The sequence below is a fragment of the Collimonas fungivorans Ter331 genome (genome assembly GCF_000221045.1).
GTDB classification, from domain to species: Bacteria; Pseudomonadota; Gammaproteobacteria; order Burkholderiales; family Burkholderiaceae_D; genus Collimonas; species Collimonas fungivorans_A.
Genome location: NC_015856.1, coordinates 2,170,112 through 2,195,412 on the forward strand (window position 1 = coordinate 2,170,112; position 25,301 = coordinate 2,195,412).

The 25,301-nt window shown below is 60.7% G+C and carries 27 protein-coding genes; 16 read left to right on the plus strand and 11 right to left on the minus strand.

The features are described from left to right. Nucleotides 1-24: 24 nt before the first annotated feature. From CFU_RS09465 to CFU_RS09485, 5 genes are all read left to right on the plus strand, one after another. On the plus strand, nucleotides 25-1,404 hold the full coding sequence (locus tag CFU_RS09465) for an HlyD family type I secretion periplasmic adaptor subunit (RefSeq protein ID WP_014005816.1): 1,380 nt from the start codon (nucleotides 25-27) through the stop codon (nucleotides 1,402-1,404). Beyond that, nucleotides 1,401-2,762: a TolC family outer membrane protein gene (locus CFU_RS09470; RefSeq protein ID WP_014005817.1), complete on the plus strand. Its 1,362-nt coding sequence runs from the start codon at nucleotides 1,401-1,403 to the stop codon at nucleotides 2,760-2,762. Before CFU_RS09465 ends, CFU_RS09470 begins: the two co-directional genes overlap by 4 nt. Before the next feature lie 99 nt (nucleotides 2,763-2,861). Next, nucleotides 2,862-3,107, plus strand: a complete 246-nt coding sequence (locus CFU_RS09475; protein WP_148264796.1) for a hypothetical protein — start codon at nucleotides 2,862-2,864, stop codon at nucleotides 3,105-3,107. Between the two features lie 689 nt (nucleotides 3,108-3,796). After that, complete coding sequence (locus CFU_RS09480) at nucleotides 3,797-4,420, plus strand: hypothetical protein (RefSeq protein WP_014005818.1); 624 nt, start codon at nucleotides 3,797-3,799, stop codon at nucleotides 4,418-4,420. A 232-nt stretch (nucleotides 4,421-4,652) separates the two neighbouring features. After that, nucleotides 4,653-6,155 carry an arabinofuranosidase catalytic domain-containing protein gene (locus CFU_RS09485; RefSeq protein WP_202946142.1) on the plus strand — a complete coding sequence of 501 codons (1,503 nt, stop codon included), beginning with the start codon at nucleotides 4,653-4,655 and terminating at the stop codon, nucleotides 6,153-6,155. A 121-nt stretch (nucleotides 6,156-6,276) separates the two neighbouring features. Here the strand turns inward: CFU_RS09485 and CFU_RS09490 are convergent, their stop codons facing one another. After that, nucleotides 6,277-6,795 (minus strand): thermonuclease family protein, encoded by a 519-nt coding sequence (locus CFU_RS09490; RefSeq protein WP_081466448.1) that lies wholly within the window; start codon nucleotides 6,793-6,795, stop codon nucleotides 6,277-6,279. Between the two features lie 65 nt (nucleotides 6,796-6,860). Between CFU_RS09490 and CFU_RS09495 the strand changes: the two genes are divergently transcribed. After that, on the plus strand, nucleotides 6,861-7,550 hold the full coding sequence (locus CFU_RS09495) for a haloacid dehalogenase type II (protein WP_014005821.1): 690 nt from the start codon (nucleotides 6,861-6,863) through the stop codon (nucleotides 7,548-7,550). A gap of 18 nt (nucleotides 7,551-7,568) precedes the next feature. Here CFU_RS09495 and CFU_RS09500 read toward each other — a convergent pair whose 3' ends face one another. Both CFU_RS09500 and CFU_RS09505 read right to left on the minus strand, forming a co-directional pair. Continuing rightward, on the minus strand, nucleotides 7,569-9,332 hold the full coding sequence (locus CFU_RS09500) for a chloride channel protein (RefSeq protein ID WP_014005822.1): 1,764 nt from the start codon (nucleotides 9,330-9,332) through the stop codon (nucleotides 7,569-7,571). Between the two features lie 10 nt (nucleotides 9,333-9,342). Further along, complete coding sequence (locus CFU_RS09505) at nucleotides 9,343-9,750, minus strand: MarR family winged helix-turn-helix transcriptional regulator (protein WP_014005823.1); 408 nt, start codon at nucleotides 9,748-9,750, stop codon at nucleotides 9,343-9,345. Nucleotides 9,751-9,893: 143 nt separating this feature from the next. Here CFU_RS09505 and CFU_RS09510 point away from each other — a divergent pair, with 143 nt between their 5' ends. Continuing rightward, complete coding sequence (locus CFU_RS09510; RefSeq protein ID WP_050808734.1) at nucleotides 9,894-10,487, plus strand: YdeI/OmpD-associated family protein; 594 nt, start codon at nucleotides 9,894-9,896, stop codon at nucleotides 10,485-10,487. 24 nt (nucleotides 10,488-10,511) lie between these two features. Here CFU_RS09510 and CFU_RS09515 read toward each other — a convergent pair whose 3' ends face one another. Then, complete coding sequence (locus CFU_RS09515) at nucleotides 10,512-10,877, minus strand: cupredoxin domain-containing protein (protein WP_238531423.1); 366 nt, start codon at nucleotides 10,875-10,877, stop codon at nucleotides 10,512-10,514. 2 nt (nucleotides 10,878-10,879) lie between these two features. After that, a complete protein-coding gene (locus tag CFU_RS09520; protein ID WP_041741640.1) occupies nucleotides 10,880-11,782 on the minus strand; it encodes a metallophosphoesterase family protein in 903 nt (300 codons plus the stop codon). A 157-nt stretch (nucleotides 11,783-11,939) separates the two neighbouring features. On the opposite strand from CFU_RS09520, the gene CFU_RS09525 reads away from it, so the two are divergent. The 5 genes from CFU_RS09525 to CFU_RS09545 all read left to right on the plus strand — a co-directional run bounded on the left by CFU_RS09525 (nucleotide 11,940) and on the right by CFU_RS09545 (nucleotide 15,296). Further along, nucleotides 11,940-12,488 (plus strand): sigma-70 family RNA polymerase sigma factor, encoded by a 549-nt coding sequence (locus tag CFU_RS09525; RefSeq protein WP_014005827.1) that lies wholly within the window; start codon nucleotides 11,940-11,942, stop codon nucleotides 12,486-12,488. Continuing rightward, on the plus strand, nucleotides 12,485-13,240 hold the full coding sequence (locus CFU_RS09530) for an anti-sigma factor family protein (protein WP_014005828.1): 756 nt from the start codon (nucleotides 12,485-12,487) through the stop codon (nucleotides 13,238-13,240). Before CFU_RS09525 ends, CFU_RS09530 begins: the two co-directional genes overlap by 4 nt. 151 nt (nucleotides 13,241-13,391) lie before the next feature. Continuing rightward, a complete protein-coding gene (locus CFU_RS09535) occupies nucleotides 13,392-13,952 on the plus strand; it encodes a hypothetical protein (RefSeq protein WP_050808531.1) in 561 nt (186 codons plus the stop codon). A 408-nt stretch (nucleotides 13,953-14,360) separates the two neighbouring features. Continuing rightward, on the plus strand, nucleotides 14,361-14,546 hold the full coding sequence (locus CFU_RS09540; RefSeq protein ID WP_014005830.1) for a hypothetical protein: 186 nt from the start codon (nucleotides 14,361-14,363) through the stop codon (nucleotides 14,544-14,546). A gap of 138 nt (nucleotides 14,547-14,684) precedes the next feature. Beyond that, nucleotides 14,685-15,296: a glutathione S-transferase N-terminal domain-containing protein gene (locus CFU_RS09545; protein WP_014005831.1), complete on the plus strand. Its 612-nt coding sequence runs from the start codon at nucleotides 14,685-14,687 to the stop codon at nucleotides 15,294-15,296. 39 nt (nucleotides 15,297-15,335) lie between these two features. On the opposite strand, the gene CFU_RS24865 is transcribed toward CFU_RS09545, so the two are convergent. The 3 genes from CFU_RS24865 to CFU_RS09555 form a co-directional block, all read right to left on the minus strand. Continuing rightward, entirely contained in the window at nucleotides 15,336-15,479 is a 144-nt protein-coding gene (locus CFU_RS24865; RefSeq protein ID WP_014005832.1) for a hypothetical protein, read from the minus strand. 22 nt (nucleotides 15,480-15,501) lie between these two features. Then, nucleotides 15,502-15,864: a hypothetical protein gene (locus CFU_RS09550; protein WP_014005833.1), complete on the minus strand. Its 363-nt coding sequence runs from the start codon at nucleotides 15,862-15,864 to the stop codon at nucleotides 15,502-15,504. 163 nt (nucleotides 15,865-16,027) lie between these two features. Then, nucleotides 16,028-17,419 carry an MFS transporter gene (locus CFU_RS09555; RefSeq protein WP_041741644.1) on the minus strand — a complete coding sequence of 464 codons (1,392 nt, stop codon included), beginning with the start codon at nucleotides 17,417-17,419 and terminating at the stop codon, nucleotides 16,028-16,030. 132 nt (nucleotides 17,420-17,551) lie between these two features. Here CFU_RS09555 and CFU_RS09560 point away from each other — a divergent pair, with 132 nt between their 5' ends. Beyond that, on the plus strand, nucleotides 17,552-18,418 hold the full coding sequence (locus tag CFU_RS09560) for a LysR family transcriptional regulator (protein WP_014005835.1): 867 nt from the start codon (nucleotides 17,552-17,554) through the stop codon (nucleotides 18,416-18,418). Nucleotides 18,419-18,440: 22 nt separating this feature from the next. Here the strand turns inward: CFU_RS09560 and CFU_RS09565 are convergent, their stop codons facing one another. The 3 genes from CFU_RS09565 to CFU_RS09575 are packed head-to-tail and all read right to left on the minus strand — an operon-like array spanning nucleotide 18,441 to nucleotide 22,797. After that, entirely contained in the window at nucleotides 18,441-19,523 is a 1,083-nt protein-coding gene (locus CFU_RS09565) for a lipocalin-like domain-containing protein (protein ID WP_041741645.1), read from the minus strand. Then, entirely contained in the window at nucleotides 19,523-22,102 is a 2,580-nt protein-coding gene (locus tag CFU_RS09570; protein WP_014005836.1) for an FtsX-like permease family protein, read from the minus strand. The genes CFU_RS09565 and CFU_RS09570 overlap by 1 nt, the downstream gene beginning before the upstream one ends. Continuing rightward, complete coding sequence (locus CFU_RS09575) at nucleotides 22,099-22,797, minus strand: ABC transporter ATP-binding protein (RefSeq protein WP_014005837.1); 699 nt, start codon at nucleotides 22,795-22,797, stop codon at nucleotides 22,099-22,101. The genes CFU_RS09570 and CFU_RS09575 overlap by 4 nt, the downstream gene beginning before the upstream one ends. Nucleotides 22,798-22,992: 195 nt before the next feature. Between CFU_RS09575 and CFU_RS09580 the strand changes: the two genes are divergently transcribed. From CFU_RS09580 to CFU_RS09590, 3 genes are all read left to right on the plus strand, one after another. Next, the gene (locus CFU_RS09580; RefSeq protein ID WP_041741646.1) at nucleotides 22,993-23,205 is read left to right on the plus strand and encodes a DUF3820 family protein; all 213 of its coding nucleotides are present in this window, start codon (nucleotides 22,993-22,995) and stop codon (nucleotides 23,203-23,205) included. A 49-nt stretch (nucleotides 23,206-23,254) separates the two neighbouring features. After that, nucleotides 23,255-24,613, plus strand: a complete 1,359-nt coding sequence (locus CFU_RS09585) for a TAXI family TRAP transporter solute-binding subunit (protein ID WP_050808532.1) — start codon at nucleotides 23,255-23,257, stop codon at nucleotides 24,611-24,613. Nucleotides 24,614-24,832: 219 nt separating this feature from the next. Beyond that, nucleotides 24,833-25,300, plus strand: coding sequence for a DUF2844 domain-containing protein (locus tag CFU_RS09590; RefSeq protein ID WP_014005840.1), 468 nt, complete (start codon nucleotides 24,833-24,835; stop codon nucleotides 25,298-25,300). Nucleotide 25,301: the final 1 nt, after the last annotated feature.

The window sequence follows — 25,301 nt, forward strand, 5'->3', positions numbered from 1 at the left end:
GTTTGAGTTGTCAAGGTCGAGGTTATGCTGATGAACGATAGGAAATCTGTGCTATCGCCAGAGGCGCTGGACTTCGCACCGGGTCTGTTGGCCATTCAGGAAAGTCCGCCGGCGCGGCTGCCACGTACAGTCATGTACATGGTGATCGTGCTGTGTGCGATCCTGATGCTCTGGTCGATTTTCGGCAAGCTTGACATTGTGGCCAGCGCCGAGGGTAAGCTGGTGCCGCAAAGTTATGTGAAGATCGTGCAGCCTGCCGACGGCGGGATCATCCAGGACATTCTGGTGAAGGAAGGGCAGACGGTCGCTGCAGGCCAGGTGCTGATCCGTATGGATGCGAAAGAAGCGCGGGCCGACGAAACCAGTCTGCAGACTCAACTCATCATGCGCTCGCTTCAATTGCGCAGGGTCGATGCGGAATTAGCCGGATCGCAATTGGTAAAAAAGGCCGATGATCCCGCTGATCTATATACCCAGGTAGCTGCGCAATACGGCGAGCGTAGACGTGCCTATACCGATGCCCTTGGCGGCGCACAAGAGCTGCTCAAAAAAAGTCAGCGCGACTACGATGCGGGTAAGGAGGTGTTGGCAAAGCTGCGTGAAGTAACGCCGATTCTCAAGCAGCAGTCCGATGCCTACACCGATATGGGTAAGGACGGCTACGCGCCGTTAGTGACCGTGCGTGACAAGCAGCGGGAATATGTCGAAAAACTAAACGATTTACGCGCCCAGGAATCAACCTTGGCAAGCCTGGGCGCCGCGGTTGATGCAGCTGGCAGGCAAGTGGCGCAGGTGACCTCCAAATATCGCAGCGATTTGCAGAACGAAGAAGTGGAGGCGCAAGGTCAATATCGCAAACTGCAGCAAGACAGCATCAAGCAAGAACATAAAACCGGCTTGCTGGAACTGAAGGCGCCGCAGGCCGGCACCATCAAGGATCTCGCGACCCATACCATCGGTACTGTTGTGACGCCTGGCACGGTCTTGCTTTCTCTTGTCCCGGAAAACGAGCCGCTGATCGCCGAAGTCATGGTCAGCAATGATGATGTGGGTTTTGTGTATCCGCAGCAAAAAGTCAAACTGAAGCTTGCCGCTTATCCATTTCAAAAGTACGGGATGCTCGACGGCGAAATATTGACGATCGGTGCTGATGCCAATGAAGGTCAAAGCCAGCAGCAGGATTCCGGTAAAGATCCTTCCGCGAAGAATAGGCCCAACGTAGCGACAACCTACAAAGCCTTGCTGTCCTTGGGCAGCCAAGCGCTGGGGGCGCAAGGAAAGAAATACAAACTGGTGCCTGGCATGCAAGTGACGGCTGAAATTAGCGAGGGGCGCCGCACGGTGATGCAATACCTGTTGTCGCCGGTACAAAAGGCCTTGCAGGAAAGTGGTCGTGAACGATGACGGTATTATTAGTTTGCAGAAAAACGTTTTACATTCACGTATCCTGCGTCATATTCACCGCCAGTGCTTTGGTACCTGCTCACGCCACCGATATCATTGACGCCTACCGGTTGGCGCAAAGCAGTGATCCTGTCTTTGAGTCTGCGCGTTATGCGTTAGAGAGCGCCCAGCAAAAGATTCCGCAAGCGCGCGCCGGATTGCTGCCAGCCGCCGGAGTTGTCGGCAACAAGGGATATACGCGTGCCGATACACGCTTCACTGGCGAAGATCCCGTCGATCGCCATATGAAATCGTGGGCGTGGAATTTGCAGTTGACGCAGCCGCTGGTCCATGCGGGAAGTCTCTACGCCTACCGTGAATCGGAATTGCTCGTCGAACAAGCCGCCGCACAGTACGCAAAAGCGGAGCAGGATATGTTGCTACGGGTTGCTGAAGCGTATTTTGGCGTGCTCGTCGCGCAGGAAGCAATCGCAGCGGCCGACGCGCAAATCAGCGCGTTGGACGAACAGCTCGGGCAGGTAAAACGTGGGTACACACTGGGTATCCATTCCGTGACCGATATCGATGAAACCAGATCACGTCTGGGTTCGGCAAGGTCGCAAAAGGTGGCAGCGCTGAATGATCTCGTCAGCAAGCGCGCCGACCTGGAGAAGGTGACAGGGCAGGAGCTGGCTCAGCTTGCCGTATTAGGCGCTGCGGTCACGTTGCCAGAACCGGTTCCGATGGATGCGCGTACCTGGATGGATCAAGCCCGTACAGATAATGCCACCGTACGTGCACAAACTGCGGCCTTGGCAGCCGCCAAAGTGGATATCAAGAAAAATCGGTCCGACTATCTGCCGACGATTGATCTGACCAGTTCTTACGGCAGCAACTATGCCTCGAATAGCCTGACCACGCCGAACGACTATGCGACACGATCGAAATCGCTTCAGATTGGCTTGCAAGTCAATATTCCGCTTTATTCCGGTGGGATGACCAATGCGAGAGTCAGCGAAGCTGTCGCCAATGCGGGTAAGGCACGGGCCGACTTGGAGGCGGCGAGCCGACAGGCTGCTACCGATGCACAGCAGGCGTTTGCCGGCGTCGTCAATGGTGTGGCGCAAATTGAAGCATTAAATTCTGCGGTCGAGTCAGGAGTGAATGCAGTAAAAGGCAATCGTGCGGGATACCGCTTGGGAATTCGGATCAACCTTGACGTACTTAACGCTGAGCAGCAGCTTTACGCCGTTAAAAAGGATCTGGCAAAAGTCCGCTATGACACCTTATTGCAAGGGTTGAAATTGAAGGCGGCGGCGGGCACCCTGGAAGAGGCTGATTTATCGGGGATTAACGATTTGCTTGTGCACGAACGGTAACCAGTTGATTGGCACAAACGATGAGTCTCTGGAAGAGGTTGAGCCAGTAACCGATTAATTCAATAACGCAATACCTAGACGGCCATGACAATACAAAACATGAACATCGCATCGGCAAAAGAATTGCATCATCAAATCGAAGTAGCTATCGAAAAAATCAATGCGAACAAAAAACCAAAAATTCTAACTTGGAATGGGGAACGGATTGTCCTCACGCCGATTGACGGACTGCGTGCCGCCAGGTTGATCGGACAGTGGAACTGTTTGGGTGTTTACGGCGTCGATGCCACTTCAGAGCAGATATTGGATGATTTATGCGTCGTTATTGAGGAAATGAAGCGGTGAAAGAACATCGTTGTGCATTGGCTGTTGATTTGTCTGCCAGATTCGCCCCAATTGTCATTGGTCGCAAAAACCGGTTGTTCGCCGGCAGCCTGCGCATGGCCAACGTGCCGTGGCAGCGAGGAGCCTGATCCATCGGCCAGGCTCATGGTCACGATGGCCGCGATCATGTCTGCTACGACTGGCAGCACTACGTCCCGCTGGTGCAGCGCTCCGCAACGACACCCGTTTGCCAGCGGAGACGTCGAAATAATTGATCGAGCATCTGCGGCAAGCCGAAAACACAGACCGGGCCGTGCGATCAGTGCGCCACCCGTTGCCATCGGCCCTTGCCCGCTACAGTAACTGACCTGCAGGCATCGCCTGGCAGCCCACCCCGGACGAATCTGGAAAATAAAGTCGTAGACAATCGAGCTTAAAGACCGCTGCCCAAGCCATTGGGCAACGCGGTGATGCTACCGGGATCGTAAAAGACACCACCGATAAGAAAATGGATATCAATCCGACGCAACATGTGATTGGCTTCGTGAAATAATGATTGTTAATATTGCCCAAGGACAATCTATTTGGGCGACGGCGATAGTCGGGCTTGTGTAGAGGTTGATTCTGGCGCCCGAACTGAATGCTCTCTCCAGCGTTAATTGTTCGGTGTAGGTGGTCACTAGAAGCCCAGCAAAGAAAGAAAAGAAGAAATGTCTGCTGCTCAAAAAGTGTTCTCGGGATTTTGCATGGTTGTCGCGGCGTGCCTGTGCTTTTACCTGTTGATAGGCGCTGATCAACCAGACGGCGCCGAGCTCACGCTGACAAGCGCCCGGCAGTCGGACGGCGCCATGCCATTGGCGTCGCCCGACGCCAAGTTCCAGACAACGGCGGATTCTTCAGATGGCAAACTGCGTTGTGCCGATATGGCGCTAAGCAATCCATACGGGCGGGGCGCCTCGAGCTGTTTGAATGATCCGGAACCGTTGATCCCTACCGCGGATGGAGACGCGAAGAGCTTGCGCGCCAAACTGGATCTGGTATGGCCATGCCAAGGAGTCCAGCAACCGAATGCGGCATCGTCTGAATGCACCAAGATCAACGCCGACGCGGCAAGTCTGGTCAGGCAGCTCGAAACGCTGGCAGAGCGGGGCGACAGCCAGGCAAGCACCGATCTGTCGAATCTGGTGCATAGCCGGAAAAAAAGCGCTACCGGTGAATATTTAGATGCGCTTGCCCATGCAGAAGCCCGGATCTCGCACAGGTCGATCAGTGGCGGAATAGAAGCGGAGAAACAGATTTCTCGGCCGCCCCCGGCTTCCGCCGACGGTGCATGACTCATGGACGACACAAGGGTATTTCGCTTACCTGAGACCAAGCTGACGCGGTCCGCTCAAGCCGGGGTGCGGCGGGTTTGCCGGCATCGGCTCACTTCATCGACGTTCACATTATTAGGCACTCAGCACAATACGTTTTTGCCGCAATGGATTTTACGGGGCTAGAAGTAATGGCCTGTGGAATGGAGTGTCGAGAGACATGGTATCGAAGTAAATAACTATGGAGACTGAAATGAGAAATCATTGCATGCAGTTGAGGTTGAATGGGCACCGTTCGTTGAGTAGGCATGCCGTAGGTACAATAAATCGCTTTTTAGTGCTTTTGGCGGTTATGGTATTTTTCAGCGTGGGTATGTTGCCAAAGGCTTCGGCCGCCACAAGTACTTGTGATATTTACGCTACGGGAGGTACGCCGTGCTCTGCGGCCCACAGCACAGTGCGAGCCTTGTTTGGGACGTATAACGGCAAGCTGTATCAGGTCAAGCGCGCCTCTGATGGCGCCACCATGGATATTGGCACATTAACAGCCGGCGGTATTGCCAATGCTGCCGCACAGGATACTTTCTGTGCTGGTTCTGTATGCACCATCGCAACGATCTATGACCAGACCGCAAATGGAAACCACTTGACTGTTGCGCCGGCCGGGGGGAACGGTAGCGCAGACATCACAGGCAGTGCCACCGCATTGAAGGTGACGATTGGCGGAAAGTCTGCTTATGCGGTCTATATCTCCGCGGGCGTCGGGTATCGGCGTAACAACACCACAGGCATTGCAACCGGCAGCGCATCAGAAGGCGTATACATGGTTACCAGTGCTACCCATGTGAATAATGGATGCTGCTTTGATTATGGTAATGCCGAAACAAATAACAATGATACTGGCAATGGGCACATGAATGCGGTCTACTTTGGCACTCTGTGCTGGTTCGCATGTACCGGATCTGGCCCCTGGGTCATGGCAGACCTTGAGAATGGTCTGTTCCTGGGTGGCAACGGAAGCAATACGAATAATACTGGCCGCAATACCACTTTTGTCACGGCCATGATTAAACAAGACGCCACGACATATTCCATCAGGGATGGCGATGCCCAAACTGGCGCGTTAAAAACCGATTATGCGGGACCGCTACCTACTACGTCAGGGTATGTGCCTTTCCACAAAGAAGGTGCCATTATTTTGGGTATTGGCGGCGATAACAGCAAGGGGGCAGTCGGTAATTTCTATGAAGGCGCAATGACAGCAGGCAAGCCTTCTGATACCACCGAAAATGCCGTGCAGGCCAATATCGTTGCAGCGGGTTACAGCGGAAACGCCCTGAGTTCTTATAAAAAACTCGTCAACCAAAACAGCAGCAAGTGCGTGGACGTTCAGCAACCCAACACCAGTGCGGGTAGCAATGTCGACCTCTACGGGTGCAATGGATTTGCCTGGCAGAATTGGCAAATGGTGGACTTGGGTAACGGATACTCTAGTATTTATAGCGAGAACAGTGGCATGTGCCTGGATGTCAGCGGATCTTCCACAGCCAATGGCGGCAACGTGATCCAAAATACCTGCGGCAGTAGCACCAGTCAGCAATGGCAGGTAACAACGACCACCGCTCCCTGGTTCCGCCTGACCTCGCGCAATAGCGGAAAAGTGTTGGATGTTGCCAACTGCGGCACGGCCGACACCACCAATATCCAGCAATGGGACTGGCTCAATAATGCTTGCCAACAATGGAAGTTGCAATAACTATTCTTTTATGAAGAATGGATTCGACTAATATCCGGTTGAACTAAGCCAGGATGCGGTGGCTGGTCCTCATGGGCCGCCACCGCTTTTTATTGACCCTCCGATCCCGTTTCGCCAGGTTTCAGCAGCCGTACGCCTTGCGTCCGTTAAGCCACTGGTAACGTCCGCCGCGCGGCCCGGTATGGCAAGTTGCGTCTTGCGAGGTGCGGCGCCGGAACTGCCAGGGCGCCACCGGATGCGGGGCGGACCATAATCCTCTCCTGCTGTTGCGCGCCATTGTTTCAAGTACCTTCAATGCGCTGTCGTTGCGTGCAGAAGCCCAGGCCATGCCGCGCTCCACCTGCGTCCGTCCCGCATCGATGCCATTGCAGCGCACCGTGGCGACCGTGCGGCCGAAGCGATCGATGGCGATTGCGTCGTACTGCGCATCCTTGCCGGAGCATAGCTGGCGCAGCGATTGCCCGGCCTGGCGGCCGAACGCCTGTTTTATTTCCGGGGCATCGATGCCGGCCAGGCGCAGCTTGAGCCGGCTTCGTCCGACCTGCACAGTCATGCTGTCGCCGTCGGCCACGCTGATGACCCTGTATGCGTGCGCCGCCAGCGGCGCGACCAGCAAAAAAACGGCAAGCAATATTCTCATTTACACTGAAGCATGGGAAACAGGAGTGACACACGACTGATCCGACAGTTTACAGAGGAACGGCAATGAAAAATATAAGAGGCATCGTATTCGATCTCTACGGCACGCTATACGATGTGCATTCGGTGGCGGCAGCCTGCAACGCCTTTCATCCGGGCCGGGGGCGCGAGATCAGCGTGGTCTGGCGGCAGAAGCAGCTTGAATACACCTGGTTGCGCAGCCTGATGGGCGACTATGCCGATTTCGAGCAGCTTACCCGCGAAGCCCTGGTGTTTACCTCCGGACAGCTGCAGCTGTCGCTTGACGATGCGGCGCTTTCAGCGCTTTGCGCGGAATATCTCAGGATTGCGCCGTACCCGGAAGTGCCGGCGGCGCTGGCCAGGCTGCAGGCAATCGGGTTGCCGCTGGCGATCCTGTCCAACGGTTCGGCCAATTCAATCCGCAGCGTGGTGACGGCGTCCGGGCTGGAGCAGCGCTTCGCGCACCTGATCAGTGCCGATAGCGTGCGCATCTTCAAGCCGCACGACAAGGTCTACCAGCTGGCCGAACAGCAGATGCACTGCGATCGTTCGGAACTGCTGTTCGTCTCCTCAAATGCATGGGATGCCTCCGGCGCGCGGCATTTCGGTTATCCGGTCTGCTGGATCAACCGGATCGGCAACACGTTTGACGAGTTGGGGCAATCGCCTGACCATATCGTGCAGGGACTGGACCAGCTGGCGGACTGGCTGCAAACGCGGCAGCCTGCTGCTTGACCGCATCCAGTCCAAGATTCAGCTCAACAGGCGCTCACGCTTCTGTTCTTCGTCGAAAAACAGCCGCGACGGTTTGATCAGGTCGCTGCGGCTGATGATGCCGACCAGGCGCCGGCTTTGCAGGTCGCTGACCACCGGCAGCCGCTCCAGATGATGGGTCGCCATGCGCGCGGCCACGATGCGGCAGGTTTCCGACGGCAGTGCGACCAGGGCCGCCGATTGTTCCAGGTAGGCGGGATTGAACAAGGTCGTCAAGGCATTGCTGCCGTCGGCTTGCGGGCTGAAGCTGCTGCGTTCGACCATGCCCATCAACCCCTGGTTGATGTCGACCACCGGGTAGCAGCGGTGCACTTGCTGTGCGCCGAAATGGCGCTCCAGCGTTTCAGCGATGGTGAGGCTGGCAGGAATCGCGGTTACCGCATGCGTCATCACTTCATCCACATGCTGTCGTTCCAGCGGATCGACGCCGTATTCGCGATAGATGTGGTAACCGCGCCGGGCGATCTTTTCGGTCATGATCGAGCGTCGCATGGTCAGCACGGTAACACCGTAGGCGACGCCGGTGGTGAGCAGCAGCGGCAGCAGGGCATTGGTGTCGTGGGTCAGGCCGAAGGCGAACACGGCGGCGGTGAGCGGCGCGCCCAGCACGCCGGCCAGCACCGCCGCCATGCACACCAGCGGCCACAAATGCACATCGCCGCCCGGCAGCCAAGGCGCCAGCACCGTGCCGAGACCGGCGCCGATGATCAGCAGCGGCGCCAGCACGCCGCCGGAAGTGCCGGAACCGAGCGCAATCACCCAGATCACGGCTTTCACCAGCAGCAGGCTCAGCGCCAGCTGCAAGGCCAGGTTGCCGTTGAGCAGGTCGCCGATCACATCGTAGCCGACGCCCAGCGCCCGCGGCTCGAAATAACCGCCTATGCCGACCGCGATGCCGCCCAGCGCCGGCCACCACATCCAGTGCAGCGGCAGTTTGCCGAACAGGTCTTCGACCCGGTACAAGGCAGTCGACATCAGCGCCGACAACGCGCCGCCGAGGATGCCGGCGACCACGCAGGAGAACAGGGCGCTGAGGCCGATTTCCGGCGTCTGCAAGGGAAACAACGGGCCGGCGTCCAACAGCAGCGGCCGGGTGAAACCGGCTACCGCGCAGGCGACGATCACCGGCAGCAGGCTGCGCGGCCGCAATTCGAACAGCAGCAGTTCCACCGCCAGCAGCACTGCCGCCACCGGCGTGCCGAACACCGCGGTCATGCCGGCCGTTGCCCCGGCTACCAGCAAGGTCTTGCGTTCGGCCGCGGTCAGGTGGAAATGCTGGGCGATCAGCGAACCGATGGCGCCGCCGGTCATGATGATCGGGCCTTCGGCGCCAAACGGGCCGCCGCTGCCGATCACGATGCCGGACGACAGCGGCTTGAGAATGGCGACCTTGGCCGACATCTTGCTTTTGCCGAACAGGATCGCTTCGATCGCTTCGATCGCTTCCGGAATCCCGTGGCCGCGGATTTTTTCCGAGCCGAAGCGCGCGATCAGGCCGACGACCAGGCCGCCGACGACCGGCAGCACGATCACCCAGGCGCCGAGATGATGATCGGCGGGCGAGCGGTTGGCGAAAGACAGCGTCTGGTAGAAGAACAGGTTGGTGAACAGCCGGATCAGGTTCAGCAAGGTATATGCCGCCAGGGTGCCGAAGCCGCCGATGAGCACCGCGATCAGGGAAATCCTGAGCAGCCGTGTGTCGGAGGCGAAATCGCGTTTGTGGGAATGCTGTTTCGAAGACATGGCGGAGTTCTCAGGTATTGATGGTCGGGACGCGGAAGATGTCAGCCAGGGTGTTCAGCTCGGCATGGTGCAGTTCAGCCAGCTTGGCGAGGCAGCGTTCGCCGGCCGGCAGCAGGTGGATGTTGACCTGGCGGCGGTCGACCTCGCTGTTGCGGCGCTGCACCAGCTTGAGTTTTTCGCAGCGCGACACCAGCGCCACCACGCTGTGGTGCTGCGACTGCAGGCGTTCAGCCAGCTCGCCGACGCTGGCCCAGTCGCGGCCGGGAGTGCCCTTCACGTGCAATAGCAGCAGGTATTGCTGGGGCGTGACGCCTTCAGCCTGGGCCGCTTCTTCGCTGAAGCGCAGGAATTTGCGCAGCTGGTAGCGGAATGTCGACAGGGCTTCAAAGTCTTGCTTGGAAAGAGTGTGGGATGGCATCTTGCGACCGCTTTTTTGGGATGACTGGATTCGTGAGACCGCAAATATATCACAATACGATATATATTTCCCGAGGCCTGCATCGATCTGTGAAATGGGGAAATAGTAATAAAATGCAACTTCCATCAATGCAGGAAGAGCAGATGAATCCGGATCGCAGCAAGGTTGCAGAATTGCCGACAGAACTTTTCGGCCAGCAAAAGGATTGGACCGCATGGCTGAAAAAGAACCATGGCAAGTCGCCCGGGATCTGGCTGCGGCTGGCGAAGAAAAATTCTGAGCAGGTCTCTGTTTCCTACCAGGAGGCGCTGGAGTCGGCGCTGTGCTATGGCTGGATCGACGGCTTGAAAAGGGCTGAAGATGCAGATTACTGGGTGCAGAAATTCACGCCGCGTTCCGCCAGGAGCATCTGGTCCAAGATCAACCGCGACAAAGCCTTGCTGCTGATAGAGAGCGGCCGGATGGCGCCGGCTGGACTCAAGGAAATCGAACGCGCCCAAAGCGATGGGCGCTGGGACGCTGCCTACGACTCGGCCAGCATGTCGACCGTGCCGGCCGATTTCCAGGCAGCGCTGGACGCCAGCCTGCGGGCGCTGGCTTTTTTTGCTACCCTCAACAGCGGCAATCGGTACGCGCTGCTGTTCAGGATCCAGACCGCCAAGAAAGCAGAGACGCGCGCCAAGCGGATTCAGGATTTCACCCTGATGCTCGAAAGGCACGAGAAATTCCATCCTTGAATCCTTGCTTCCTGGCGCCACGGTTCAGCTGACGATCACCGTGCCGGTCATGCTTTCATGGCCGGAGCCGCAAAAGATATCGCAGTGAAACGGAAATTGTCCAACCTTGTCCGGCGTGAAGCGGATCCGTGCGGTAGTCCCCGGCAGGATGTCGGCACGCAGCCCAAATTCGGGCAGGGCGAATCCCATCACCACATCCAGCGTGGTGAATTCGAGCGTCACCGGTTGGTTCTTTTTCAGGCGGATTTCGCCTGGCGTGAAATCGAACTTCTTTGCCACCACCTTGATGACGCGTTCCTGGGTCTGGGCGATCACCGCCGCGGCGGTGATCGCCAGGCCGCCGGCGCCTGCTCCGGCCAGCAGCAGGCGCCGTTTATTGTTGATGGCCATGGTCATCCTTTCTGCAGCGGCAATTCAACGATCTTGAAATCCGTCTTTGGCGCGGCTTCCGCTTCGATTTCACGATAACCGAGGCCGCGATAAGGATAAGCGTCGTCCCAGGCCAGCGGCGTACGTTTCGGCTGCGAACCGGGCGCCGGCAGCGGGAAGATCAGCGATTTGGCGGCATGATGCGCGATGTGGCCGGTCATGTGGTGATGTTCCTGGTGGATATGGCCGTAGAACACGGTCACGTTGGCATGCGGCATCAGCAGTTCCACCGCCTTGGCGCCGTCGCGGGTGGCCCAGTCCCATTGCGGATACAGGTCGAACAGGGGGCGGTGTGTGAACACCACGATGTTGGCGTCGGCCGGCAACGGTTGCAGCTCGGCGGCGAGCCAGGCCAGTTGCGCCTCGCCTATGCTGCCGGCCGGATCGGAGACATTGTCGAGCACGATGAAATGCACGCCTTTATGTTCGAAGCTGTAGTGGGTCTTGCCGAAAAATTCCTGATAGGCGGCGCCGTTGTCGAGCGAAGCGTCGTGCTCGCCCGGCATGAAGCGGACATCCTTGACCTTGAGATCGGCGACGATCTCCTTGAATTCGCGCAGCCTCTTGCGGCGTTCCTGCGGATCGTCGGTGGTGTGCGTCAGGTCGCCGGTGAAGACGATGAAATCCGGCTGCTGCTCAAGGCTGTTGACGGCCTTGACCGCTTTCTGCAGCGTGCCGTGGGCGTCCGGATTGGGCGCTCCTTCGAAGCCCCAGTGGGTATCGGACAGCTGGACGAAAAAGAAGTCCTGGTATGCGCTGCCTGCTGTGGCGGCGGCGCTGGCCCAGCCGCTCAGGCCGGAAACGTAGATAGCGCCGCCCAGTCCGGCCAGCTTGAGGAAACTGCGCCGTTTGATGGCATGGTCCATGATATCTCCCGTGGTTACCTTGGTTATTGCGATCACTTGATCGACAAAACCCTATACCGGTGTACCCTGTGATTTATTCCCGCATAAATCACTTTTTTTCGGGAATAAATTCTTCGCATCAGCGGTCTTGTGTCGCATGAACCCTGGAAACGCGTGAATGATAGTTCCGACCAAAAAACAGCGATTCCAAACCAACGTACTGCCGCACTTGAACTCCGCGTTCAACCTGGCGTGCTGGCTCACGCGCAGCCGCCAGGATGCGGAGGACGTGGTGCAGGAGGCTTACTTGCGCGCCTTCAAGTTCTTCGACGGTTTTCACGGCGACGACAGCCGCGCCTGGCTGCTGACGATCGTGCGCAACACTTTCTACACCTGGTACCAGGAGCAGCAGAAGCAGCGGCAGGAGACGGCGTTCGACGAGGACATGCATGATTTCAGCGGCGTCGGCGTGGCCGGCATGGCATTCGCCGACAACAATCCGGAGACGCTGCTGATGCAGAAAGACAGCGAGCGCCAGTTGCAGCAGGCGCTGCACGCCTTGCCGCTGGAATTCCGCGAGGTGATGGTGATGCGCGAACTGGAAGAACTGTCCTACAAGCAGATTGCCGCCATCGTCGGCATTCCCATCGGTACCGTAATGTCGCGCCTGGGGCGCGGCCGTAAATTGCTGGCGGCAATCCTTGCTCCGGCCAGGCAGGAGGCATGATGGATCATCAGGAAACACTGGAGCTGTTGCCGGCTTTCGCAGACCAGGAACTCGGCATAGTCGAAGCGCAGGAGGTGCAGCGCCATCTTGACAGCTGCGCCGATTGCCAGCGCGAGTATGCCGCGCAGCGCATCGTCAGCGCCCGCTTCAAGAAGGAGGCAGTGTACTTCGATGCTCCGCCGCACCTGGCGCATCGCATCAGCAGCGCCTTGCCGCCGGAGCCGGTACGCGCCGGTTCCCGGCGTTTCAGCTGGATGAGCCTGGGCGGCGCCCTGGCAGCCGGGCTGGCGCTGGTCTGGAGCCTGGGTTTGTATCTCAACCTGCCATCGGACCAGGAACGGCTGACCGATGAGGTGGTCGCCAGCCATGTGCGTTCGCTGCAGGTCGATCACCTGTCGGATGTGGTTTCAAGCGACCAGCATACGGTAAAACCCTGGTTCAACGGCAAGCTGGATTTTTCTCCGCCGGTGGTCGATCTGGCGCCGCAAGGTTTCCCGCTGGTCGGCGGCCGCCTTGATTATCTGGCCGGGCGGCCGGTAGCCGCGCTGGTTTATCGGCGCGCCAAACATCCCATCAACTTATATATCTGGCCGAGCAATGAGCGCGACGCCGCGCCGCAGTTGCAAAATCATCAAGGCTACCACCTGGTGCGCTGGACCTGGGACGGCATGAATTACTGGACGGTGTCTGATCTTGCGGCAAATGAACTGGATAATTTCGTGGGGCTGGTGCGCTCTACGGTGCGTCAATAAGGGCGCGCAGCATGAGAATCGAACGGGAGCAAAACAGGAGCTAAACCAGAGCATCTTTATTTCCTGAGAGAACCGGTGTTGATCTTGCAACACGGTACAATGCCTGCCGTTGCAAGATGTTGTCCTTTATCTCACTTTCTGGAAAATATTGATGAAAAAGCTTTTTTTGGTTGGCATGCTGGGCTACGGGGCAGCCGCGTTTGCCAGCACCGGCAATACCTTGCTGGAGGTGCCGGTAACTTATCATCCGGATGCCGGCGTAGTTGAAAACGTCAGGAAAGAATGCCAGATAGAAGATATGCTGTCGCATCGGGTTGCACCGGTGCTGGCGAAACTGAACAAGGGCGGCGACGGCACCATCGCCGCCGGCTCGGACGCCGCCGATGCGACCCTGCTGCGCTTGCAGATCACCCATGTCCTGGGCGTCGGCGGCGGCGCCTGGAGCGGGCCGAAAGCCATCACGGTGACGGCGGACCTGTTCGACCCAAGCGGCAAGCTGCTGCGCCATACCAAAATCAACCGCTGGTCGGTCGGCGGCGTGTTCGGCGCCTTCAAGGGCACTTGCACCATCCTCGACCGCAGCGCGGCGGCGATCGGCAAGGACCTGAGCCGCTGGGTGCGCGACCCGGCCTACAAGATAGTCGAAGAGCCGGCGCCGAAAGAGGCCGAAGCAGCGCCTGAAGCCGCGGCCGTGCCGGAGCAGGTGCAGTAGCCTCTCGCCGGCGGCCGCTCCCTCGTCGATAAAAAGCCCCGTCATATCGGGGCTTTTTTACGGGCGCGAACAAAGCAATAACATTTTCTTCTTTGACAGATGTCGGTTCGTGGACAACAGTGAATAGGTCCGGAATGGCAATCACGCCTGCTTGATCAGGGCGTTGCCGCGGATTTGCAGGAATATGCAATTAACTGCCACTATTGACAGTTCAAGAAGGATCACCAAAAGCGTACTATCAAGGGGATGGAGCGGGCTTTATGCCCGGTGCGCCGCTATTGCGGCGGAGCCGGGTATTCGGTATTTTTCCTGCACGATCGGCAATGTCCTTTCCGTAGCAACGGAAAGTCGATGGTTTTGCCAGGCAGGATGTTCTTTGTCTTTCGACATTAGGCTAAGGAGATTGCAATGGTTAGGCTGAATGAAGCTACCGTCATTTTTAAAGGACTGGCTTACGAATTCGACAGCACCGCGGAGGCGGCGGAATTCAAGAAGCGCCTGGAAGCCGGCGGCGATCCGAAACGTTATGCTGATGCATTCAAATGTATTGACATCTATTCAAGCCCGGCAAAGCGCGAGGTGGAAGAGGCCTGATGTAAACGGCCTTTGCCGGCGCCGGTAAGCGGCGACTGCGTCGGCTTGATGTGTGCTAGGATTTCTCTCCGATAAATTCAATGCGCCGGCTGCCGAGCAGACGATCTTCTGCAGCGCTGGACCGTCACAGGAGAACCTATGCAGCTCATCGGCATGCTCGACTCGCCCTTCGTCCGCCGCGTTTCGATTTCCCTGCAATTGCTTGGCATCCCATTCGAGCACCAGTCGGTCTCGGTGTTCAGCACCTTCGAACAATTTCGCCAGATCAATCCGGTCGTCAAAGCGCCGTCGCTGGTGTGCGACGACGGCCAGGTGCTGATGGATTCGAGCCTGATCCTGGATTATGCGGAAGCGCTGGCTGCGCCGCGTAGCCTGATGCCGGCCGCCATCGGCGAGCGCCAGCATGCGTTGCGGGTGGTCGGGCTGGCATTGGCGGCTTGCGAAAAAACCATACAGATTGTCTACGAGCGCAATTTGCGGCCGCCGGAAAAACAGCACGAACCTTGGGTGGCCCGGGTCCAGGGCCAGCTGTTTGCGGCTTACCAGGCGCTGGAGATTGAACTGCGCAACAAGCCGCTGGCAGTGAGCAGCAAGGCCATCAACCAGGCCGGGGTGAGCACGGCCGTTGCCTGGTCGTTCACGCAGATGATGCTGCCTGAAATTGTCATCGCGGCCGATTATCCGGCGCTGCAGGCATATTCCGCGCAGGCCGAACGCCTGGCCGAATTCATCGCCGCGCCGCCGGTATAAAACTCAGGGAACCGCAACGGCTCCCGAGCCCGGCGTCTTCTATTGCTGATGTTTGGTATTGTGGGCAGCGCCCGTGTCGTCGCACCAGGACGGGCGGGCATCGGGATCGTCGCATTTCAGGTTCGGATAGGCACAGCCGGCCAGCAGCGAAATCAAGGCAAGTATTCCTAGTGCTGTTTTCATGAGAACCGCCTGTGGCCTGGATTTAATTCATCATGCGGCACTGCCGCTGTTCACATTTGTAGAGCTGCTGCTGGCCGTCCTGGCAGCTGACCTGGTAAGTCTCGACGGCACCGGTCTTGGCGATCAGCGTTGCGCCGGGCTGGGCCGGAAGGCAAGCTGTCTTGCGCGCCATGCGCTCCACGGTGTCGGATAATTCGCCTCCTTTCCGGCCGGAAGACTGTTGCGGCACGTCGATCACTTGTTCGGACGGGCTCAGCGATTCCGATAGCGATACCGGCGCCGGCGCGCTGCTGCGCTGCGGCGGCGTGTAGCTGCGGACGTTGGGTTGCAATGCGCTGCAGCCGGCAAGAAGGATGGCGGCGAGAAATAGAAGTGGATTTTTCATGCGTCTCCCAATAAAAATGCATTAAATTGGTGCTGGAACCACCTGTGTCAAATGTATCATCTTTTGGGTAAACATAGCTTGGTTTTAAGTGTAGCCCGGGATGGCGAAAAAAGGAAACCGCAAGCCAGTGCTTGCGGTCGCGGGCGGTCGAACTGCGCGCCGGTCAGTCTTTGCCGGGACTCTTGATGAAACGCCAGACCAGCAGCGCCGCGCCGCCGTAGGCGATGGCGATCGCGCCGAAAGCCAGCGGGATGCGCAGATCCCAGTCCGGCGCCGCGTGCAGGATGCTGCCTATGATGGCTACCCCGACCAGGGCGCCGATCTGGCGGTTGGCGTTCAAGGCCGCGGCGGCGCTGTTCGCATGGATTCGTCCGGCGACCTGCATGACGGTGGTGGTCATGGCCGGCACTGCAATGCCGACTCCCCAGTTGGCGATGGCGGCCGCCATCGCGAACAGCAGATAGGAAGTATGCGGCCGCATGCCAGTCAGCAGCGCGGCCAGCAAAGCCGCCAGCAGCAAGCCGCCCAGCATCGGAAGGCGGGCGCCCCAGCGCGCCGTGATGCGTCCCGACAGCAGGTTCCCGACTGAAAATACCGCCATCACCGGCAGCAGCTGCAGGCCGGTGTGCAAGGCATCGGCGCCGCGCGCCTGCTGCAAGAACAGGCTGAGCAGGAACAGCTGGCCGAAGGCGCCGAAGTTGATCAGGAAGCCGATCGCATTGGCGGCGGCAAAGCGCGGCGTGGCGAACAGTGCGCGCGGCAGCAGCGGCTCCGCGCCGCGCCGTTCGCGCCGCACCAGCAGCATCAGCGCAATTACCACCAGCGCCGCGGTCGCCAGGATAGGCGAGGAAGTCCAGCCGTACACCGGCCCCTCGATCAGGGTGAAGCACAGGCTGGCCAACCCTGTGATGCCAAGCGCATGGCTGGCGGCGGGCAGCGGCCGCCAGTGCCTGGGCGCCGCCGGAATTACGGTGTGCGCCAGCAGCAGGCCCAGCAAGCCGACCGGGACGTTGATCAGGAATACGCTGCGCCAGCCGAAACCGTGGACCAGCACGCCGCCGACCAGCGGACCCATGGCCGCCGCCACCGCCACGATCGCCGACCAGGTGCCCAGCATGCGGGCGCGGACGCGGTCGTCTTCGTAAGCATGGGTCAGCAGGCTGAGCGAACTGGGCATGAACAGGGCCGAGCCGACGCCTTGCAGCATGCGCGCGGCGATCAGGGTATTGCCGTCGGGCGCGGCGCCGCACAGCAGGGAGCCGAGCATGAACACCACCAGCCCGCTCAGGTAGATGGTCTTGGCGCCGTAACGGTCGGCCAGCGCGCCGCCCACCAGCAGCAGGGCGGCAAAGGTCAGCGTATAGCCGTCCACCACCCACACCAGGCCGCTCAGCGGCACCGACAGATTAAGGGAAATATCGGACAAGGCGACGTTGACGGCGGTGACGTCCAGCATCGCCATCACGAAGCCGATGGCCAGCGTCAGCAGCGGCAGCAAACCGCTGGGCGCCATGCGGGCGTCGTTGGCGACGGGGGTGGGACATTGGGCGGACATGGTCAGTTTCTCCTGTTGTGCCGCTGCGTCTGCGGGCAAGGCTCTATGGTAGTCCGCTCCGATGATGTAATAAATCAGTATAATTTCATCTGTCTGATGCAAAAATGCATCACCACAGCCAATGGAGGATTGATGGATTGGGACAGCGCCCGGATTTTCCTCGGCATATACCGCGCCGGCACGCTGCGCGGCGCTGCTGCGCTGCTGCAGGTGGACCAGGCCACCGCCGGCCGCCGCCTGAACGGCATGGAGCAGGCGCTGGGGGCGCGTTTGTTCTTGCGCACGCCTACCGGCTATGTGCCGACGCCTGCGGGCGAGCTGGCGTTTGCCGCGGCGGAGCGGATGGAGCATGCGGCCGACCAGCTGCAGCGGCAGATGCAGGGCATCGACGATCGTTTGTGCGGCGTGGTGCGACTGGCCACGACCGACACTATGGGCAAGCATTTTCTGATGGTGGCCATGCAACGGCTGCATGCGGTGCATCCGGATATCCGGGTGGTGCTGAGCACTTCCACCCAGGTCTCGAACCTGACCCGGCGCGAAGCGGACCTGGCGGTGCGCACCATACGTCCCAGCAGCCCGGACCTGATTTCGCGCCATCTGACGCGCCGCGAAGTCGGCCTGTATGCGGCAAAAAGCTACCTCAAACTGCGCGGCGAGCCACTACCCGATACCGCACTGGCCGGCCACGACCTGGTGATCTACCAGCGCAGCATTTCACCTTCCCAAGGCGTGGCCTTGTGCGGCGAAGCCGTCGGCAACGCCAGGGTGGCGATGGAAGTCAACTCCGGGCTGATGATGATCGAGGCGGTGCGCGCCGGACTTGGCATCGGCGAGCTGCCGACCCACATGGCCGACAGCGATCCGCTGCTGGCGCGGATCTGGCCGCAGCGCGCCGAAGCCTACGATATCTGGCTGGTGCTGCACGGCGACCTGAACCGCACGGCGCGGGTACGTGCGGTGGCGGATGCGATCGTCGAAGTGTGCAGCGAAATGTGACGGCGCCGGAAAAATCAGGCGCTCAGAATTTCAAGGCATTGAGATAGCCGGTCAGCTCCAGGTAACCGCGCCCGGCGTGTTGGCCATTGCGATTGACAGTCACCGCGCCTTCCCAATACACCGATCCGGTCGACAGCCGCGAGTCGAGTTCCTGGTCGTCCTGTAATGGCGCCAGCGACCATTCGACAGCGCCGGTATGCAGCAGCTGCTGCACCGGATAACTGGCGTCGGTGCGCGGCGAACGCCAGCTGCGCTGCGGCTGGAAGCTGACCTGCTCGGGTGCGAACTGGGTGACCTTGCCGGCGGCGTCGCGCAAGGCGGCGTGCGCCCACAGCTTGCTGCCGTCGCGGCTGCGGATCTGGAACGCCATCAAGGCGGAACCGTCGTCCAGGTTGGCGCCCAGCCAGTCCCAGCCGACGGCGTCGGCGTCCAGCACGCTGGTCGACCATTCGTGATCGAGCCAGGCGCTGCCGCTGACCTCTTGCGCGCGGCCGGCGCGAACCAGCTTGCCGCTGACCTGCAGCTGCGGTTCGCTATAGTAATAACTGGCTTGCGCCGCTTGCGGTCCCTTGCGCGAATAGCCGTGCTGGCCTTGCAGCATGGGCGGCTGGCTCGGTTTGAGCTTCAACTGCAAGGTGAATCCGTCGGCGGCGACGCTGGCCTGGTAGCTGCCGTCGGCGCCGCGCAGCAAACGCCAGTCGTCCAGCGTGACATCGGTATTGCCTTCCTTGGCGTAGGCCAGGCCGAAACCTGCGCGCGCGCTTTTTTGCGCATGCAGGAGTTTGCCCAGGCTGGGGTCGGACAGCGCCGCATGGGCGATGATCAGCTGGCTGGGCGCGAAGGCGCTCGGATTGGCGCGGTCATGTTCGGTAGCGGAACGGAAGAAGGTGACCTGGAAACCGATAGGCTTGCCGTCGGGCGTCGCCAGCCAGCCGGTGGCGTACCACCATTCGGTACGGAAATCGGGATGGGCGCCGCTGTCTTGCGGCAGCGTCACCGTCCGCTCCGGCGTCACCTGCGCGAAGCGCGGCGGCGCGGCGAATTGCGGCGGCGCCGCCAGCAGCAAGGCGCTCAATAGCCACAACCGGCAGCAGCGGAAAAACATCACCAATCCTCCCGTACCGAATGCAGCACATCGACAGACACCGCGCGCAATCCCGCCAGCAAGGCCGTGGCGCCGGCCGACAGCAGCAGCAACAGCGCCACTGCCGCCAGTTCCTGCCATGGCATGTGCAATTCCATGGTCCAGTGAAACGATTGCGGATTGACGATGAACACCAGGATCAGGCTGATGGCCCAGCCCAGCAGGAAACCGACCAGCATGCCGAGCGCGGTCAGCAGGCCGCCTTCCAGCGCCAGCATGGACAGGATCTGGCGGCGCGTGACGCCGACATGGCGCAGCATGCCGAATTCGCGCGCACGGGCCAGGGTCTGGGCGGAAAAGGTGGCCGCCACGCCAAACAGGCCGATCACGATGGCGACGATTTCCAGCAGGTAGGTGACGGCAAAACTGCGGTCGAAAATCTTCAGCGTCTGCGCCCGGATTTCTCCTGGCTGGGAAATTTCCAGCGCTGCGCCGAACGGCAATTTGCGCAAGGCCGCCATCACCGCGCCGGGATCGGCGTCGCGCTGCAGCCTGAGTGCGGCGTCGGTGACTTCAGTATCGCCGCTCAAACGCTGGTAGTCTGGCAGCCGCAGCTGGATGGCGCCAGATTGCCGCGCATAATCGCGCCAGACGCCGGCCACCGTGAAGCGATAAGGATGGCCCGCCAGCGGCAGCGTGACTTGCTGCCCGAGACGGTAGCCGTAGAGGTCGACCATGGCTTCCGAGACCCAGATCGGCAAGCTGCCGGCGGCAACCGCGCTGGCCGGCAGCAGCGGGCCGACCAGCGGCAGCGTACGGGCCGGATCGGCGGCGTCGATGCCGCGTGCGATCAGGATCACCGGCGGCCGCGCCGGGTCCAGCGTGAGCGTCGAGGTACGCAGGAAATCGGCGCGCGCGACGCCGGGAACCGCCGCCAGCAAGCGCTGCTCGGCCGGCTGCATGGCGCCGGTTTCGCCGCTGGTGGCGGAGCGCGCATACAGGTCGGCCGACAGCAGCTGCTGCATCCAGTCGTCCACCGATATGCGGAAACTGGCGACCATGATCGCCATCGCCACGATCAGGCTGAAGCTGGACAGCACGCCGCCGAGCGCAATCGAAGCTTGTCCCGGCACATTGGCCAGGCGCGCCAGCACCAGGGTCGCGATGAGGCCGCGGCGGCCTTCCGGGCTGAACCCTAGGCTCAATCTTTGCAATGCAGAGAACACCAGCGCCGCCGCCCGCGGCATCAATGTGATGCCGCCGATCAGCAGCAGCGCCACCGCGACATAACCGAAGATAGGCAAGCCGAACAGCGGCGGCAGCCGTGTCAGCAACGCGCCCAGCAGCAGGCAGGCCAGCGCCGGCCAGGGTGTCGCCAGCCGCGCCAGCGGGGTTTCTTCGCTGCCGGACTTGAGTGCGGCGGCTGGTTGCGCGCGCGATGCTTCCAGCGCCGGCGCCAGGCTGCCGAGCAGGGCGATGCCGCTGCCGAGCGCGAAAAAAACCAGCGCCGCTGGCAGGTCGAATTGCACGCTGGCCTGCACGCCGCGAAAATAACCGCCGCCCAGGTCGCCGCCAAAAAAATGCAAGGCGGCCGCCGCCAACGCATATCCCAGCGCCAGCCCGAGCAGCGCTCCCAGGCAGCCCAGCAAGGCGCCTTCCAGCAATACCTGGCGCAGCAATTGGCTGCGCCGCCATCCGAGTACGCGCAGCAGGGCAAACTGCGAGCGGCGCCGGATCACCGACAGCGCCTGGGTCGAGAACACCAGGAACGCACCCGTAAACAACGCCACCAGCGCCAGCACATTCAGGTTGATGCGGTAGGCGCGCGACATGTTGTCGTTGCTGCTTTCCTGGTCCTGGCTGGCCGAGACCTGCAGGCGTTGCGCCCACTCGGCCTGCAGCGCGCGCCTGAACGCTTCGCGGTTGACGCCCGGCTGCAGCTTGAGGTCGATGCGCGACAGCTTGCCGATGCGGTCGAAGCGCCATTGGGCGGCGCCGATATCCATCACCGCAATCCGCTGCCCGGCGCGGGCCCGCACCAGGCCGCCTGCCACCCGCAGCTTGACGATGGCGGTGCCGTTGCGCAGCGCCAGCGTCTGCCCAGGCTGGACCTGCAGCCATTGCTGGGCCGCCGGCGACAGGAAGATGGCGTCGTCGGCCAGGGTATCGAACTGGCGGGCAGGATCGGCTACGCCGGTCAGGTCGGGCGTGATGTGGGCGGCGCGGAAGGTGTCGACGCCCAGCACTTTCAGCGCGCTGGCCTGGCCCGGCACGGTGACGTTGAGTTCCAGCACCGGGCTGGCGACCGCCACGCCCTCGCGTTTTGCCAGCTGCGGATAGATGGTCTCGTCGAACAGGCTTTGCATGCCGCGCAGCTGCAGGTCGGACTGGCCCGACAGGCTCCTGGTGGCGGCCGAGAATTCGTTGAACGCGGCGCCGTTGATCAGGTCCACCGCATAACCGAGGGAGACGCCGAGCGCGATGGCGGCGATCGCCACCAGCGCCCGCACCGGATGCGCGCGCCATTCGCCCAGCAGCAGCCAGCGCGCCAACGCCGGAGCCTGCTGCAGCGGATTGCCTGTGCCCGCCATCGACGTCATTGCGGCTGCAGGCCGTCTGCGCTCATGACCAGGACGCGGTCGGCGCTGGCGGCCGCGGCGGCGGAATGGGTGACCACGATGGCCGAGGCGCCGTTGGCCTTGATTTCCTGGCGCAGCAGGGCCAGCACTTCATGCGCGGTATCGGGATCGAGGTTGCCGGTAGGTTCGTCGGCCAGGATCAGCTTGGGGCGGTGCACCAGGGCGCGCGCAATCGCCACCCTTTGCATTTCACCGCCCGACAGCTGGCGCGGGAAATCGTTGCCGCGGCCGGCCAGCCCGACCGCCGCCAGCAGTTCCAGCGCGCGTTCCAGCGGCGCGCCGTTGAGCAGCAGCGGCAGGGCGACATTCTGCTGCAAGGTCAGGTGCGGCAGTACATGGAAGGCCTGGAAAATGAAGCCGAGTTTCTGCCGGCGCAGCAGGGTAGCGGCATCGTCGTCCAGGCTCGACATGCTGACGCCGTCGATCAGTATCGAGCCGCTGTTGGCGCTGTCGAGGCCGGCGATCAGGTTGAGCAAGGTCGACTTGCCGACGCCGGAATCGCCCATGATGGCGACGTATTCGCCGGCCGCCAGCGAGAAGTCGAGATGCGCCAGCACCACCCGGCCATGCGCATAAGACTTGCGCAGGCCGCGGCATTCCAGCGTGGGGACCAGGTCGGGGATGAAATCGGATGTCGTTTCGGTTGTGGTGTGCATGCAGGCCGGTCGCTTGAACAAAGTTGGTCGCCAACAGTGTAGAGGATTTGCGCGATGACCGTGCTTCACACTCATCGGCTGAACTTATAATAGGCATGGTTCACGCGAAAACCGCGTGGCCGCATTATTTTTGGCACTTTGGCACTTTGGCACTTTGGCTCTATACGCGCCCTTAGCGATTCTTTGCGGACATCCATGAACCCGGAACACCTACAACTGCTGGTCACGCGCCAGATGCCTTACGGGAAATACAAGGGACGCCTGATCGCCGACCTGCCGGGCGATTACCTGGCCTGGTTCGCGCGCGAAGGTTTTCCCACGGGTGAGCTGGGCGGGCTGATCGCCTTGATGTATGAGCTGGATCACAACGCGCTGGCGCACCTGCTTGAGCCTTTGCGCCAGCGCTGAAGCAATAAAGTTATCTGTCCACCTTCCTTTCAGCGATAGAATCCGTCTCATGGCTACTCCACTCAATCCTTCCGAACTGAAACAATCCGCCAGGAACATCAAGGCGCGTTTCGTCGCCATCTCCTGGCGCGACCTGGCCATCAGCTTTGGCCCGATCGCCTTGCTGGTGGTGGTCGCCATCTGGCTGGCGATCTGGTTCATCCATCCGGCGCCGCCGAACAGCATCACGATGATCACCGGCCCTGAACATAGCAATTTCTGGAATACGGCGCAGAAGTACCAGAAGATTTTGGCGCGCAACGGCATCAAGCTCAAGATCGTGACTTCGGAGGGCTCGCTGGATAACCTGAAGAAGCTGAACGATCCGAATTCCGGCATCGACGTCGGTTTTGTCCAGGGCGGGGTGGCGGGCGACCTGCCGATCGACCAGCTGGTGTCGCTGGGCAGCGTCTCTTATGTGCCGGTATCGGTGTTTTACCGCGGCAAGGAAAGGCTCAACCGCCTGTCCGAACTGGCGGGCAAGCGGGTCGCCATCGGCATGCAGGGCAGCGGTTCGCGGGTGCTGGCCTTGACGTTGCTGAAAGCGAACGGCATCGAAGCCGGCGGCAAGACCGAGCTGCTCGACATGGGCGGCGACGAAGCCGCGCAGGCGCTGACCGACAGCAAGATCGACGCCGCTTTCCTGATGGGCGACTCGGCCTCGCCGCCGACCATGGGCAGGCTGCTGCACACGCCCGGCATCCGCCTCCTCGATTTCTCCCAGGCCGGCGCTTATGCGCGCCGCTTCAGCTACCTGAACGAATTGAATATGCCGAAGGGGGTGTTCGACCTGGGCCAGAACATTCCCAGCCGCGACATCCGCCTGATTGCGCCGACCGCCGAACTGATCGCTCGCGAAGACCTGCATCCGGCGCTCTCCGACCTGCTGATCGACGCCGCCAAGGAAGTGCACAGCGGTCCCAATGTACTGCAGCGCGCGGGCGAGTTCCCGGCGCCGCTGGCCCATGAATTCCGCATCAGCGACGACGCTACCCGTTACTACAAATCGGGCAAGGGGTTTTTCTATCGCACCTTGCCGTTCTGGCTGGCCAGCCTGGTGGACCGTACCTTGGTGGTGCTGCTGCCGATCATCCTGCTGCTGATCCCCGGTTTCAAACTGGTGCCGCTGCTGTACGGCTGGCGCATCAAGTCGCGCATCTATCGCTGGTATGGCATCCTGATAGCGCTGGAACGCGCCGCCGTGGTCGACACCGACACGCCGGAGCAGCAGGCGCAGCTGCTGAAGAAGCTCGACCATATCGAGGATTCGGTCAACCGGATGAAAATGCCGCTGGCGTTTGCCGATCAGTTTTACGTGCTGCGGGAACATATCGGTTTCGTGCGCAGCCGCCTGCTTAATCGTAGCTAAAATCGCGTAGCTGAATCGCGTAGCTGAATCGCGTAGCTGAATCGCGCAACTGAGTCGCGCAGCTGAATCGGCCCATTGCAGGCGGCCCGCGCACCTGGCGCATTACTAGCACATTACAATTGGCAATAACAGATGTGGCCGTTAAAACATCTTTTCAAATTGCTGCGCAGCATCGGTTATGATTTCCCGGATATTTTGTCAATCGAGCAGAGGTGAGCCATGAGATTCCCCGTTCCTGTCATATGCGCGTTGCTGTTTGCGCAATCCGCGCCGGCGTTTGCGGCGCTCGGTGCGGCTGCCGGCCCGGCCGCCGGCGCTCCCCCCCAGGCCCAGGCTGACGCCGCACGCGCCAAGGCCAGCGCCCGCGTGACCAGCTACAGCGGTTATACGGTCAGTGAAGTAGTAGAGCCTTCTGGCACCACGGTGCGCGAGTATATCGGCGCCGACAACGTGGTGTTTGCCGTCAGCTGGCAGGGGCCGAGCATGCCGAACCTGCAGCAGTTGCTGGGCAGTTATGCCGATCAGTACGTGGCGGCCGCCAGCGAGCCGCATCCGGGCCGGCGCGCCGTCGCGATCCAGTCGGATCAGCTGGTGCTGCGTTCCGGCGGCCACATGCGTTCCTTTGCTGGCAACGCCTATGTGCCTTCCTTGCTGCCGCAAGGCGTGACCCCTGACAACATTCGCTGAC